Origin of the sequence: Gordonibacter sp. 28C (genome assembly GCF_003339845.1) — a bacterium.
Lineage (GTDB): Bacteria > Actinomycetota > Coriobacteriia > Coriobacteriales > Eggerthellaceae > Gordonibacter.
Map to the genome: position 1 here is coordinate 111,191 of NZ_PPTR01000011.1, position 13,973 is coordinate 125,163.

Sequence of the window (13,973 nt, forward strand, 5' to 3'; positions counted from 1 at the left end):
TTCGTTCTCGGTTGTGCGATGGATGATGATGATGCTGTCTACCTGCCCGAACCGCCGGTGCGCGACGGCGGGGCACCTCGCCTACTCATAGTGAGAACCTATCACCAATTCTACGGTAACGCCTCGCAAAAAAGTAAGTATTCGGCTGTTCACGGAGAATTTGCGATGGCAAAAACACGTCTCGCGAACAGAATGCGCTCATCGGCCCGGAACCTGCCGCCCACCGTCGAGAACAAGCCGTCGGCGGTCGGCAGGGGCCGGACAACTGCAAGGAGAAAGGAAAGCGCAATGTCGTTGCTTGCCAAAAGCAAGGGGGATGTCACCTACAAGGACCTCACGGGGATCCACAAGTGGTTCCTCCTCATCCTCGTGTCGATGGGATCCTCCATCATCTACACGCCCATCTACCTGAAGAACGTGTTCTACGAGCCCCTCATGGAGGGCCTCGGCGTGACCAACGCCGACTTGGGCGCGCTCGTGTCCTGCTACGCCATCGCGGCGGTCGTCTGCTACCTGCCCTCCGGCATCATCGCCGACAAGATCCGCATGCGCACGCTGTCGTGGGTGGGCTTCGGCGGCACCGCGCTGCTCACGTTCGTGTACGCGATGCTCCCGTCGCTCACCATGATGTACGTGCTGTTCGTGGGCTTCGGCATCACGTCCATCCTCATCTGGTGGGGCACGCGCTTCAAGATCGTGCGCCTGTGCTGCGCCGAGGACGAGTACGCCTCCAAGATCGGCATCAGCTACTCCATCTACGGCGCCGCGGGCCTCGTGATCGGCTTCATCAACACGGCCATCATCTCCGCCATCCCCATCCCCTCCGAGGGCATCCAGGTGCTGCTCGTGTTCCTGGGCGTGCTCATCGCGCTTCTGGCCGTGGCTTCCTTCATCTTCATCCCGAACTTCAAGGGCGAGATCAACAAGGACGCCAAGATGTTCAGCCTCGGCGAGGTCGTCCAGGCCATCAAGCACCCCGGCGTCATCTGGGCCTGCCTCGCGTACTTCTTCGTGTACGCCGTGTACCAGGGCGTCACCTACACCACGCCGTTCATGACCATGAGCTTCGCCGCCCCGGTCGCCATCGTGTCCATCGTGGGCCTCATCCGCACCTACGGCATCGGCCTCGTGGCCGGTCCTGTGGCCGGCTTCTTCGCCGACAAGCTCAAGAGCCCCTCCAAGTCTATTCTGCTGTTCTTCGCCGCGAGCGCGGTCGTGCTGGCCTGCTTCATGATCCTGCCGCGCACCGAGGCCATGGTCATCGCCGTCGCCGTGCTGGTGGTCGTGCTCGGCTTCGTCACCTACGGCGCCTTCTCTATCGGCTCCTCGCCGCTCACGGAGGCCAAGGTTCCCATGGGCATCTTCGGCACCGCCTCCGGCATCCTGTCGGTGGTCGGCTTCATGCCCGACGTGTTCGTGCACACCTGGTTCGGCGGCATGATCGACGCCCAGGGCGCCGACGCCTTCAACACCATCTTCGTCGTCCTCATCGTGTTCGCCGTGCTCGGCTGCGCCTGCCTGGTCATGACGCGCCGCGCCATGAAGAAGAACCTGGCCGCCGAGAGCGCCGCCCCGGCGATCGAGGCCGACCCGTCCTCCGCCAAGGCGTAAGGCTTCGGCGAACCGGTTCGGAAACCCTCACGCGGAAAGGATGCGACCATGAACAAGCTCGACGTGCTGGCGAAGATCAACCCGCAGATGAAGGCCGTGCTGGCTCGCGAGGACGAGCTGGCAGGCGACGCGAACGACACGAGCGCGGGGTTCGTTCAGATGCGCGAGAACTACGTGGCCGGACGCGCGTACTGGACCGAGGGCGGCCCGGCCATGGCCGAGACGCATGACGGTTCGGTGCGCGGTCCTCACGGCGACATCCCGGTGCGGTACTACTATCCCACCCAAGACGCCGCCGCGGGCCGCGCGGCGGGCGAGCCCGCCACCCCCGGCGTCGTCTACGCGCACGGCGGCGGGTTCGTGCTGGGCAACCTGGACACGCACGACCGCATCTGCCGCATCCTGGCCGACAGGACCGGCGCCGTGGTGACGGCCGTGGACTACCGCCTGTCGCCCGAGGCCAAGTACCCGAGCGCGGTCGAGGAGGTCGCGGCCGTGGCGGAGCACCTGCACGCGCAGGGCGCCGCCTACGGCATCGACGGCGACCGCCTGGCCTTCGCCGGCGACTCGGGCGGCGCTCACCTGGGGCTGGCGGCCACGCTGTATTTGCGCGAGGAGCGCGGCGGCAGCGGTTTCGTGAAGTGTCTGCTGCTGTTCTACGGCTGGTTCGGCCTTACGGACTCGTCCTCCATGCGCCTTCTGGGCGGTGCGTGGGACGGGCTCACCGAAGAAGACTGGCAGTGGTACCTGGGCCTGTACGCCGAGGATCCCGCCGAGCTCGCCCGGGCGCGCTACGCGAACCTGTTCCTGAACGACCTCACGCGCGACGTGCCGGCGTGCTACGTCGCGGCGGCGGAGTTCGACCCGCTGCGCGACGACTCGGCCACGCTCGCGGCCATTCTGGAGCAGTACGGCACGCCGGTGCGCTACGAGGTGTTCGAAGGGGTCATCCACGCGTTTCTGCACTACACCAAGATGCTCGACGAGGCGAACGACGCGCTGGAGCACGCCGCGACGTTCTACCGCCAGCAGCTGGGGCTCTAACCGCGCCCTTCGGCGCACGAGGGGAGGGCCTCCCCGGGCGACGGTGCCCGAAACGGCCATAACGACAGGCAAGGCGGCGCGGCGGAGAAGCCGCGCCGATATCCGACAAGGAAAGGTTGGCACCATGGATTTCAAACTGACTGACGAGCAGGAGCTCATCGTCGACAGCTACCGCGAGTACATGGAGAGCGAGAACTGGGAGACCTACTTCCACGAGTGCGACGAGAAGCACGAGTACCCGCTGCGCTGGGTCAAGGGCCTGTGCGAACTGGGCTTCGACCAGATCATGCTGCCCGAGAGCCACGGCGGGTTGGGCCTGGAGCAGCCCTGCGTGACGCTCATGGCCGTGTACGAGATCCTGGGCAAGTACGGCGCCCCCACCTACGTGCTCTACCAGCTGCCCGGCTTCGAGACCGTCATCCGCGAGGGCACCCAGGAGCAGATCGAGGCCGTGCTGTCCACGCTGGGCTCCGGCGAGCAGATCTGGAACTCCGCCTGCACCGAGCCGGGCGCCGGCTCCGACGTGGGGGCTTTGGCCACCACGTACAAGCGCGAGAACGGCAAGATCTACCTCAACGGCACCAAGACGTTCATCACGTCGTCCGCGGGCGTGAAGTACCTGGTCATCATGGCGAAGAACGCCGATGACGAGAGCATGTTCACCGAGTTCTTCCTCGACATGTCCAAGCCGGGCGTGAAGCTCTCGCCCCTCACGAAGCTGGGCCTGCGCATGGACAGCTGCTGCGAGGTGTACATGGACAACGTGGAGCTGGAGGAGAAGGACATCTTCGGCAAGGAGGGCAACGGCTTCATGCGCGGCGTGTCCGACTTCAACTTCGAGCGCTGGCTCGTGGGCGCCTGCGACTACGGCACCGCCATCAGCGCGTTCGAGGACGCCATGGCGCACGCGAACACCCGCATCGCCTTCGGCAAGCCCATCAGCCGCTTCCAGCTGAACCAGATCAAGATAACCGACATGTGCATCAAGCTCACGAACATGAAGAACATGCTGTACGAGGCCGCTTGGAACGCCGACAACAACGGCGGCAGCTTCGACCCGGCCGCGGCCGCCATGTGCAAGTACTACTGCGCCAACGCCGCGTTCGAGGTGACGGACGACGCCATGCAGATCATGGGCGGCATCGCGGTGGCCAGCGAGCACCGCATCAACCGCATCTGGCGCGACCTGCGCGTCGACCGCGTCTCCGGCGGCACCGACGAGATGATGATCCTGGCTACCTCCAAGGGCGCCTCCATCAAGTACAAGCAGAAGTAAGCAAGCCGTCATCCCGATGTCGTCCTGAGCGATCGAAGGTCCCGCCTGTCATCCTGAGCGAAGGCCGTAGGCCGAAGTCGAAGGATCCCGCGCGGCGCCAGCAGGGAATCCCACGGCTCACGTCAAACGGGATCCTTCGACTCCGCGCTGCGCGCTCCGCTCAGGATGACAGCTTGGGGGCGCATGTCGCGCTCCGCTCAGGATGATAACTACCATTATCGACCAAGGAGGAAACACCATGGCACTTCCCACCGAAAAGCCGTCCTACGGCCCCCTCGACGGCGTGAAGGTCGTCTACTCGGCCGTCGAGCTCGCGTGCCCGAAGGCGTGCGACCTGCTCGCCGACTGGGGAGCCGACGTCACCTGGCTCGAGAACACCGGCGCGGGCGACACCATCCGCGACACCCCCTACGTCAAGCAGGCCGAGCGCCGCAACCAGCGCTCCGTCTCGCTGAACTACTTCTCGGACGAGGGCAAGAAGATCCTGTTCGAGATGATCAAGGACGCCGACATCTTCATGGAGGCCTCCAAGGGCGGCACCTACGCCAAGCACGGCGTGACCGACGAGGTGCTCTGGGAGATCAACCCCAGGCTCGTCATCGTGCACGTGTCCGGCTTCGGCCAGACGGGCGATCCGAAGATGGTCAAGCGCGCCGCCTACGACCTCACCGTCATGGCGTACTCCGGCTACATGAGCCAGAACGGCACGCAGGAGCAGCCCATGAACCCGGGCCCCTACGCCGGCGACTACTTCAACACGCTCATGATCGCCTCCTCGTCGCTGGCCGCGCTCTACCGTGCCGCCAAGACGGGCAAGGGCGAGTCCATCGACCTGGCCATGTACGAGACGCTGCTGTCCATCGGCCAGTACTACCTGGTGGACTACCTGAACGAGGGCATCAAGTGGCCCCGTCCCGGCGCGCGCAACCAGAACCTGTGCGGCATCGGCGAGTACAAGTGCAAGGACGGCTTCCTGGGCATCTGCCTGTACGGCGTCGACCAGAACAAGTACTTCCTCGAGGCCATCGGCTTGGGACACCTGTGGGGCACCGAGGACATCCCCGAAGACACGAGCGGCCTGTGGCTGTCCAACCCGCATGCGCAGGAGATCGAGGCGGCGTTCGACGCCTACTGCCTCGAGCGTTCGAAGTACGACATCGAGGAGGACTTCGCGGCGCACCGCATCGCCGTGCAGGTGGTCATGGAGTTCGAGGACCTGGTGGCCGAAGAGCACCTCAAGGAGCGCGGCGTGTGGCAGAGCTGGGAGACGGCCGACGGCCAGGAGTTCAAGGGCCTGGGCGTGTTCCCGAAGTTCAAGAACAACCCCGGCCAGATCTGGCGTCCCATGCCGAACCAGGGCGGCGACACCGTCGACGTGCTGACGAAGCTGGGCTACACGCAGGAGCAGATCGACGAGCTGGCCGAGGCCGGCGTCGTGAAGGTTGGCTAGCTGCATGGTGTCATCCTGAGCGAGCGAAGCGAGTCGAAGGATCCCGTGCGGCGCCAGCGGGAAGCGCCACGGCTGTCGCCAAACGGGATCCTTCGACTGCGGTGGCTTCGCTGCCTCCGCTCAGGATGACAGAATGAACGGTTCGAGAACCAGTAGCGAATCTGCGCTGGAGCGCGAAAGGATGAGACGATTGACCGACATCGTGGGAAACGAAACGGTGCGCAGCCTGTGGGACGGCCTCGTGGCCGCATGCGGCGATCGCGAGTTCCTCCTCTTCCGCGATCGGACGGGTTCGACGTGCACGTACACGTACTGCACGTTCAACGAGGAGATAGACCGCACGGCCAACGTGTTCCTCTCCATGGGCGTGCAGGCGGGCGAGCGCGTGGCCGTGCAGCTGTGCACGTGCCCCGAGTTCATGATGTGCCTGTTCGGCCTTGCGAAGATCGGCGCCGTCATGGTTCCCATGAACGAGCAGTACCTCGTGGAGGAGGCCGCGTACGTGCTCGGGCGCACCGAGGCCTCGTGCGCTGTCGTGGAGCCGAAGTTCCTCGACCTGTACCGCGCCGTGCGCGGCAGCGGCCCGCACCTGCCCAAGGGCGTGCTGGTCGCACGAACCGACGACGATAGCGTCGAAGGCGTCGACGAGGCGCGCGCCGCCCTCGGAGGCGAGGAGTCGCTGCACGACTTCTCGCGGTTGCGCGTCGCGGCGGCGGCCGTGCTCGACGAGGCGCGCCCCCTCTGCGCCGACGACCCGGCCGAGATCATCTTCACGTCGGGCACCACCTCGCGCCCGAAAGGCGTGGTGCTCTCGCACGCGAATCTTCTGTTCAGCGGCCTGTACGGCGACTGGGAGGTCACGCTCACGAAAAATGACCGCCTGCTCACCACCATGCCGGCCTGCCATTCCAACTTCCAGCTGGCCGCTCTCATGCCTGTGCTCACGGCGGGAGCTGCGCTCATCGTGGTTGAGAAGTACAGCGCCAGCCGCTTCTGGTCGCAGATCCGCGAGTTCAAGGCGACGGTCACGCAGTGCGTCGCCATGATGCTGCGCACGCTCATGCTGCAGCCCGAATCGCCCGACGACCGCAACCACGCGCTGCGCGAGATACTCTACTTCCTGCCGGTGTCCGACGCCGAGAAGGAGGCGTTCGAACGACGCTTCGGCGTGTCGCTCATGAACACGTACGGGTCCACCGAGTCCGTCGGCTGGGTGCTCACCGATCCTCCCGCCGGTCCGCGGCGCTGGCCGTCGGTGGGGCGCGCGGGCTTGGGCTACGAGGTGCGCATCATGCGAGAGGACGGTGCGGAGGGCGCGCCGGGCGAGATCGGCGAGATCCAGGTGCGCGGCGTGCGCGGACGCACCATCATGAAGGAGTACTGGGGCGATCCGGAGGCCACGGCCCGCACGTTCACGGAGGACGGCTGGCTGAAAACCGGCGACAAGGGCTACGTGGACGAGCACGGCTGGTTCTTCTTCGTCGACCGCAAGGTGAACATGATCAAGCGGGCGGGGGAGAACATCTCCACCACTGAGTTGGAGAACGTCCTGGTCGACCATCCGCGCATCGCCGAAGCCGCCGTCATCGGCGTGCCCGACCCCATCCGCGACCAGGCTGTGAAGGCGTTCGTGCTGCCGGTTTCCGGCGCGCGTATCACCGAGGAGGAGGTGCTGGCCTTCTGCGAGGAGCATATGGCGGGGTTCAAGGTTCCCTCGTACGTGGAGATCGTGGACAGCTTCCCGCGCACCTGTTCGATGAAGATAGAAAAGCGGTTGTTGAAGTGACCTGCGGGATGGCCGCGGGCGTCGGCTGCGGCCGACCTTCGGCGAATGCGGCAGAGGTTCTGATGCGGGGACGTACGAGTGATCCTGGTGAATAGGCACCCTTTAGGTGCCTGGGAGATAAGGAGACGGAATATGGCAATCAGCACAGAAATCGTGGGCAAGGAGTTCGGGCCGTTCGTGCGGGAGTACACGTTCAAGGACCTGGAGATCTGCGCCCTCGGCTGCAACGCGGGCTACGACGGCAAGACCGACCTGGAGTACGTCAACGAGTATGACGCGGCGAACCCCGACCTCAAGGTGCTGCCCATCTTCGGCGTGCCGCTGACCGTGCACGAGGAGATGACGCGCACGCTGGACTACGGTTACAACTACGACGGCTCGCTGCACTACGGCTTCGAGATCAAGCTGCACGCGCCCTTCAAGATGAACGACCGCATCGAGACGTTCGTCACCCAGGATGCGCTGTACGACCGCGGCGAGGGCCGCGGGTGCCTGTCGAAGCAGACCGGGCGCTCCTTCTCCTCCGACGGCACGCTCTTGTGCGAGACCGAGACCTGGGACGTGTGCATCTACGACGGCGGCTGGGGAGGCCCCAAGCCCCCGAAGGACATCGTCGAGATGCCCGACCGCGCGCCCGACGCCGTGGTGGAGGAGACCATGCCGCTCAACATGCCGCTGATCTACCGCCTCATGGGCGATTGGCACCAGCAGCACATCGACTTCGCCTACACCGAGCAGACCGGCCTCGCGCGCCCCATCGCGCACGGCGTGAGCCTGGGCGGCTTCACGATGCGCCATATCATCAGCTCGTTCTTCCCGGGCGATCCGGAGCGCATGAAGCGCTTCAAGACCCGCATCACCTCGCCGGTGCTGCCGGGCACCACGCTGCAGACCCGCATGTGGAAGGTGGGCGAGAACGAGATCCGCTTCCAGCTGGTCGACGCCGACGTGGACGAGACGGGTGCCAAGCCCCACCTGAACTTCGGCATCTGCACCTGGGAGTAGTTGATTCCGCCGTTCTGCCGAACGGCGGAACGAATCGACGCTGAGGGATTCTCCCGGTTGGAGATCCCTCGCCTCGCTCCGCTTGCTCAGCATGGCGGGGAGCGGGCTCCGGCTTGTCATCCTGAGCGGAGGCCGCAGGCCGGAGTCGAAGGATCTTCGAGGATGGAACCCTTTCCGTAATCGAAGATCCTTCGACTCCGACGGCTTCGCCGCCTCCGCTCAGGATGACAATCGGCAAGGCGCTGGCGCTCGTACGCGTCAGGCGATCCCCGTAGGGGCGGCCTGCTGGCTGCGGCTGCCCCCGCGAGACCCCGCGAACCGGGGTCTCACATCACGAGACTTAAGGCGGTAACACCATGATCGAGAACGTAAAAGGACTCACGCAGGTGGCAAGCCCTCCCGCGGCAACCGACGCGAAGCAGATCGGCGAGGAGGTGGTCGGCGCCACGAAGCGCGTCGTGAAGAAGACGCTCGACGACGTGTCCATGACGCCCTTCCTGCGCAAGATCACGTTCTTCGCGAGCGGCGGCGCGTTCCTCGACGGCTACGTGCTCTCGCTCATCGGCGTGGCGCTCACGCAGATCGTGCCCGCCTTCTCGCTCTCAACCGAGCAGAGCGCCCTCATCGGCGCGTCGGTGCTCGTGGGCATCTTCTTCGGCACTATCCTGGGCGGCTACGTCACCGACCGCATCGGCCGGCGCAAGATGTTCATCGCCGACGTCGTGGCCATCTGCCTGTTCTCGCTGTGGAGCGTGTTCGCCCAGGCCCCCTGGGAGCTCGTGGCAGCGCGCTTCTTCATCGGCATGTTCATCGGCGCCGACTACCCGATAGCCACCTCGCTCATCGCGGAGTTCGCCCCCAAGAAGAGCCGTTCCATCAACATGGGCATCGTGTCGGCGGCATGGTACCTGGGCGCCACGGTGGCCGCCGTCGTGGGGTACGCGCTCTACAGTTTCGACGACGGCTGGAAGTGGATGCTGGCATCGCCCATCCCCGTCTGCATCTTCCTGCTCGTCGGGCGCAGCGGGGTTCCCGAGTCGCCTCTGTGGCTCATACAGAAGGGGCGCACCGAGGAGGCGCACGCCGTGATGGAGCGGGTTTACGGCATGGACGTGGAGATCGAGCAGCCCGATGCGAACGCGAAGAAGATGTCGGTGCTCCAGATATTCCGCGGCGGCTACCTCAAGCGCATCGTGTTCCTGGGCATCCTCACCCTTTGCCAGGTGGCGCCCATGTACGCCATCTACACGTTCGGCCCCGAGATCATGACCGCCTTCGGCCTGGGGGCGGGGCACGAGGCCATCCTCGGCGAGAGCGTGGTCAGCCTATTCTTCCTTATCGGCTCCATCCCGGCCATGTTCTGGCTGAACTCCATGGGGCGCCGGCCGCTGCTCATCCGCTCGCTCGCGCTCATGGCCGTGGGCCTGGTGATCCTGGGGCTGTTCCCCGACGCGCCCGTGTTCGTGGTGGTGATCGCGTTCGGCCTGTACGCGTTCTTCAGCGGCGGTCCGGGCATCCTGCAGTGGCTCTATCCCAACGAGCTGTTCCCCACGGAGGTGCGCGCCTCGGCGGTGGGCATCGCCATCGCGTTCTCGCGCATCGGCACCGTGGTGGCCACCTATGGAACGCCCCTGTTCCTGGCCGCGTTCGGCGTGGGGCCCACCATGCTCGTGGCGGCGGGCCTCGTGCTGCTGGGCCTCGTGCTGTCGGTGTTCATGGCGCCCGAGACGCGCGGCAAGTCCCTCGACGAGACGAGCTCGCTGTAGAGGCTGTGCCGGCCCCGCCGCCAACGGGGCGGTTGGAGACCCGTTGCTTGTCCGTTTCGCCGCGCAACCCTACACTGGACGCATGATGGGAATCGTCCACGATATCGAGCGAGCGGCGCGCGCCGCGGCCGCGCGCTTGCGGGAATGGGCCGCGAGGCCGTTCGGGAGCGCCTACCGGTGGGGCGTGCCCCTCGTGCTGCTCGCGGCCTTGTGCTTCGCGCTGCCCGCAGGGGCGGGCCTCGCGCTGTTCGCGCCCTTCGCCGTCGCTTTCGCCTGGAAGGCCGTGCGCGTGTCCCGGCGCATCCACCGCTTGGAATTCGTGAAGCTGGCAAGCGAGGGCGGCACCGCGCACCTCGACACCGAGGCCGACCGGTTGCAGCGCGCCTGGGTGCTGGGCTGCGTCTCCGTGGTGGGTCTCGCGGTCGCGCTGCTCGCTTTCCGCGTGGCGGTCGCCCTCGTTCCAGGAACGGAGCTCGCCGGTTCGGTCGTGCTGTACCTCGGCTTCGCGGCGGTGCTGCTCGGCGGCTTCCTTCTGTTCTACTATGTGGCGCTGCGCTTTGACAGCGGGCTTGCGCGGGGTCTGGCCAGCGTCGCGGTCACGCTTCCGGCGTTTTTCGTGATCGTGGCCCTGCTGAGCGTGCTTCTGTCCTGGGGCATGCGCATCGTGGCGGCGCTCGGCCTGTCGGCCGACACGATGATCGCCGACGGCTTCTCCTGGGTGTACGACGTGCAGCGCGTGCTGGGCTCGGCCACCAACTACTTCGTGCAGCAGGACGCCGTGGTCATTGGCGGCTCCATCGTGTTCGCGGCGCTGTTGCTGCTGCTGTACGCCTACACCGTGCCGTACTACTGGATGGCCAGCGTCGCGCGCTGGTTCAAGGGCCTGGGGCTGGCGGCGGTCGTGTTCTCGGGCGCCGCCATCGTGTTCGCGGGTGCATGGGTGGTCGACGTGCAGCGTTGGGCGGCGGAAAGCGGGGGCGGGCAGCTGGCGGGCGCCATCGACGCGGGCGTGCTGAGCAGCCAGGCCGCCTCGCTTTCGGGCTATCGTGCGGACGACCTCGTGGCGCTCGTGAAGGCGTTCGTGCTGCCCTACACCGTGGGCGTGTTCGTGGCGAACGCCGTGGTGGCCTACCGCAAGGCGAAGGCGAAGCGCGAAAGCGACGCAATCCTCGACGGATTCGCCCGCGAGGGCTCCGTGGACGAGGCCGCGCTGCCCGAACTGGAGAAGCGCTACCTGTACTTCGGCGGCCGTCGCACGCTCTGGGACATAGCCCTGCGCTCCATCGGCGCCGACGTGCCCCTGCCGTCGCCGTTCGCCCCGCGCAAGCTCACCTGGAAAGAGCGCCTGACGGGGGAGTTGGAGGACCGGTAGAGGGGAGGGCTGCATCGAAGTCGTCGCAAGGCGCAGTATTGGCAATCATGTTGTTAGAAAAGCAAGCCCGCTTTCCACACGGGCGCTTTCTCGCCTCGGCCGGCACGCTTCAGCGCTCAAAAATTGCCGCGCTGTCGTTTCCGCCAAATCGGGCCTTTCGTGCAAGCGATTTATCGCCAGGAGGGCGGAATGCTGCTCAAGGCATTTTCCACGAAAGGGCCCTTGCTCGAAGTATAGGCGTCGACGTCATGGGGATGCAGCGCAGCAGCCGCCTGCTTGACGCGCGCATATTCGTTCCGTGCCGTCTCGTTGGCCCTGAGCAGGTTGCGAAATGAGAGGTGCCGTTGGAGCTCGGCGCTGCGCATGTCGCAAACGTAAAGATGGTGTTTCATCAGATGCGCTTTTACATCATACGAGAAGGCCTCTCGGCCTTCGATGCCCAGATTCCCCTCATGGCGATATCCCGCGCTTTCGAGAATGCGCCTCGTCTCGTCGAAGCATCCATCGATAACGACGTCGATGTCGATGATCGGCTTGGCGACAAGGCCTGGCACAGATGTCGAGCCAACGTGCTCGATAGCGAGCGCCGTGCTCCCCAAGACGCTATCAAGCTCACGTTTGATCTTTTCAAACTCGGCAGGCCAAGCGGGGTTGTATTTCTCAAGGATGATCCTATGCGCCATCATTGCCCTCATCTGGTTGGTGCGGACGTGAACAAATGCCCGAGAAGCGCTTTCAAATCGTGCAGAATGCAGGTCGTGTCTCGGGCTCCGTCCACAACGGCAAGGGGGCAGCAAAGCAATTTCTGCCAAGTGTCGTGCAGGGCTTTTCCTCGAACGGTCTCGTCGGCTGTGTCGTAGCTCTTCGCCCAGGCGATGAAATCTCGATGAGCTGCGTACATGTCCCCGCCGGCGTCGATGCGGGATCCGAACCTGCATCGCTCCCGTCTCTCGAGGCGGTCGATCCTAACGGACGTGTTCGCCTCAATGCGCACGGCGGCATCGAACCGGGGAATAAGGGAATCGCCCCATCCGCAAAGCGATCCGCTGACAACGCTGCGCTTATGCGAGTCAATGCTCTCGACGATCATCGCCAAGCGCTCTTCCCGTGGCCTTTTGCGTCGGAAGGGGGGATCGGTTGGGAGCCAGTAGCAGTCGTCCACATCGATGAAGTGGCAGTCGTAGGCTTCGCTTATCGCTTCCCCCAAGGTAGTCGTTCCAGAGCCCGAGGCTCCGAAGATGTGCAGGACCTTGCTCACGGCTGCGTCCTTCGTCCGATTCGGCTCGTTTCCTCGATGTCGACAGTATACGGGAACTTCGGTTGCTGGGAAGGGCGAGCCGCCCTTTCGCCTTGACGGATGCTTTCGCGCGGCTGAACAAAAGCGAAGCCCCCGGGTTGGTGATGACCCGGGGGCTTGGGTTCGGGCCGATCGCGGCCTGCGGATGGGTTAGCGGGAGGCTACTTGCCGATCCAGTTCGGCGTGCGCTTCTCGACGAAGGCGGCCGGGCCCTCGATGCCGTCGGCGGTCTTCTCCAGGAAGCGGTAGGCAGCGTCGCTGTAGCGCATGGCGTCCTCTTCGGACATCTGGTCGGCGGCGTGCACGATGTACTTCGTCCACTTCAGGGCCAAAGGCGCGTTCTTCAGACAATCCTCGGCCAGCTCGATGGCCTTGTCCATGACCTCTTCGACCGGCACAACGTAGTTGATCAGGCCCAGCGCCTTGGCCTCGTCGGCCTTGATCTTCTTGCCGGTGAGCAAAAGCTCCATGCAGTCCTTGCGGTTGATATCTCGGGCGAGACGCACGAGGCCGCCGGTGGAGGCGATGATGCCCAGGCCCACCTCGGTGCAGCCGAACTTGGCGCGCTCGGAGGCCACCACCATATCGCAGGACAGGGCGATCTCCATGCCGCCGCCGGCCGCGGAGCCGTTGCAGGCCGCGATCACGGGCTTGGAGCACAGGCGCGCGGTCAGGCCGCCGAAGCCGTGCTCGGTCACGGTCTGGCACTCGCCGCCCTCGGAGAGCTCGGAGAGGTCCTCGCCGGCGCAGAACACCTTGCCGGTGCCGGTGACGATGATCGCGCGCACCGCGGGATCGGTCTCGGCGTTGTTCATGATGTTCTCCATGGCCTTGGAGGTCGCGCCGTTGAGCGCGTTCGCCACCTCGGGACGGTTGATGCGTATGATCAGCAAGCCGTCCTCGCGAAGTTCGGATACGACGGTGTCGGTGCCGAAGTAATCTGCCATTGCTCCTCCTTGATTGTTTGAACCTGCGTGGATGCCGGGCTGGCGTGAGGCTGGTTCGGCCCTCGTCCCGGTTGCAGCTCGGGGGAAGGCCGTCGTGCGTTTCGCCCGCCCGGCGAACTGCCGTCCATGATGCGCCTCGCGCGCAAGGCGCGCATCGCAAGGCGCGCGGTAATTCCCCGATACTCAAAAACGCGGCATCGCAAGAAAATAAGTAGCGGCGTCACCACGTGCTTTGGCGATGCGGGGGAGGGGCTTTCCACCTTGCGCCGCATGGGCCTCGCAGCGTTCGAGCGGGGGGTGTTTCTATAGTTTTGTCAACTCATCTTTTCACGCTTTCCTAGAGAAGCAGGGCATGCTGACGCGAGCCCTGCGATAGGGCCTATTGAGACGGAGCGCGCCGGCCAACTCTCAGGACGGGG

The 13,973-nt window shown here is 65.2% G+C and carries 11 protein-coding genes; 8 read left to right on the forward strand and 3 right to left on the reverse strand.

Annotated elements, in window-relative coordinates; all coding sequences use genetic code 11:
• Positions 1-288: 288 nt before the first annotated feature.
• The 8 genes from C1878_RS12930 (at position 289) to C1878_RS12965 (ending at position 11,310) form a co-directional block, all read left to right on the forward strand.
• Entirely contained in the window at positions 289-1,611 is a 1,323-nt protein-coding gene (locus C1878_RS12930) for an MFS transporter (RefSeq protein ID WP_114602035.1), read from the forward strand.
• Between the two features lie 48 nt (positions 1,612-1,659).
• Positions 1,660-2,655, forward strand: coding sequence for an acetyl esterase (gene aes, locus C1878_RS12935; protein WP_114602036.1), 996 nt, complete (start codon positions 1,660-1,662; stop codon positions 2,653-2,655).
• Between the two features lie 124 nt (positions 2,656-2,779).
• Positions 2,780-3,931: a crotonobetainyl-CoA dehydrogenase gene (gene caiA, locus C1878_RS12940; protein WP_114602037.1), complete on the forward strand. Its 1,152-nt coding sequence runs from the start codon at positions 2,780-2,782 to the stop codon at positions 3,929-3,931.
• A gap of 238 nt (positions 3,932-4,169) precedes the next feature.
• Entirely contained in the window at positions 4,170-5,381 is a 1,212-nt protein-coding gene (gene caiB / locus C1878_RS12945; RefSeq protein WP_114602038.1) for an L-carnitine CoA-transferase, read from the forward strand.
• Between the two features lie 181 nt (positions 5,382-5,562).
• Positions 5,563-7,167, forward strand: a complete 1,605-nt coding sequence (gene caiC / locus C1878_RS12950) for a crotonobetaine/carnitine-CoA ligase (RefSeq protein WP_241963740.1) — start codon at positions 5,563-5,565, stop codon at positions 7,165-7,167.
• A 132-nt stretch (positions 7,168-7,299) separates the two neighbouring features.
• A complete protein-coding gene (locus C1878_RS12955; RefSeq protein ID WP_114602040.1) occupies positions 7,300-8,172 on the forward strand; it encodes a MaoC/PaaZ C-terminal domain-containing protein in 873 nt (290 codons plus the stop codon).
• Positions 8,173-8,528: 356 nt separating this feature from the next.
• Positions 8,529-9,938 carry an MFS transporter gene (locus tag C1878_RS12960; protein WP_241963741.1) on the forward strand — a complete coding sequence of 470 codons (1,410 nt, stop codon included), beginning with the start codon at positions 8,529-8,531 and terminating at the stop codon, positions 9,936-9,938.
• A gap of 82 nt (positions 9,939-10,020) precedes the next feature.
• Positions 10,021-11,310 (forward strand): hypothetical protein, encoded by a 1,290-nt coding sequence (locus C1878_RS12965; RefSeq protein ID WP_114602041.1) that lies wholly within the window; start codon positions 10,021-10,023, stop codon positions 11,308-11,310.
• A gap of 170 nt (positions 11,311-11,480) precedes the next feature.
• On the opposite strand, the gene C1878_RS12970 is transcribed toward C1878_RS12965, so the two are convergent.
• The 3 genes from C1878_RS12970 to C1878_RS12980 all read right to left on the reverse strand — a co-directional run bounded on the left by C1878_RS12970 (position 11,481) and on the right by C1878_RS12980 (position 13,554).
• A complete protein-coding gene (locus tag C1878_RS12970) occupies positions 11,481-11,996 on the reverse strand; it encodes a GrpB family protein (RefSeq protein WP_114602042.1) in 516 nt (171 codons plus the stop codon).
• A gap of 5 nt (positions 11,997-12,001) precedes the next feature.
• Positions 12,002-12,568: an AAA family ATPase gene (locus C1878_RS12975; protein WP_114602043.1), complete on the reverse strand. Its 567-nt coding sequence runs from the start codon at positions 12,566-12,568 to the stop codon at positions 12,002-12,004.
• A gap of 200 nt (positions 12,569-12,768) precedes the next feature.
• A complete protein-coding gene (locus tag C1878_RS12980) occupies positions 12,769-13,554 on the reverse strand; it encodes an enoyl-CoA hydratase/isomerase family protein (RefSeq protein ID WP_114602044.1) in 786 nt (261 codons plus the stop codon).
• Positions 13,555-13,973 lie beyond the last annotated feature (419 nt).

Bases quoted from the DNA above. Each gene is read 5' to 3' on its own strand.
- aes (WP_114602036.1), top strand. From the start codon at position 1,660: ATGAACAAGCTCGACGTGCTGGCGAAGATCAACCCGCAGATGAAGGCC.
- C1878_RS12970 (WP_114602042.1), bottom strand. From the start codon at position 11,996: ATGATGGCGCATAGGATCATCCTTGAGAAATACAACCCCGCTTGGCCT.
- caiB (WP_114602038.1), top strand. From the start codon at position 4,170: ATGGCACTTCCCACCGAAAAGCCGTCCTACGGCCCCCTCGACGGCGTG.
- C1878_RS12980 (WP_114602044.1), bottom strand. From the start codon at position 13,554: ATGGCAGATTACTTCGGCACCGACACCGTCGTATCCGAACTTCGCGAG.
- caiA (WP_114602037.1), top strand. From the start codon at position 2,780: ATGGATTTCAAACTGACTGACGAGCAGGAGCTCATCGTCGACAGCTAC.
- C1878_RS12965 (WP_114602041.1), top strand. From the start codon at position 10,021: ATGATGGGAATCGTCCACGATATCGAGCGAGCGGCGCGCGCCGCGGCC.
- caiC (WP_241963740.1), top strand. From the start codon at position 5,563: ATGAGACGATTGACCGACATCGTGGGAAACGAAACGGTGCGCAGCCTG.
- C1878_RS12960 (WP_241963741.1), top strand. From the start codon at position 8,529: ATGATCGAGAACGTAAAAGGACTCACGCAGGTGGCAAGCCCTCCCGCG.
- C1878_RS12930 (WP_114602035.1), top strand. From the start codon at position 289: ATGTCGTTGCTTGCCAAAAGCAAGGGGGATGTCACCTACAAGGACCTC.
- C1878_RS12955 (WP_114602040.1), top strand. From the start codon at position 7,300: ATGGCAATCAGCACAGAAATCGTGGGCAAGGAGTTCGGGCCGTTCGTG.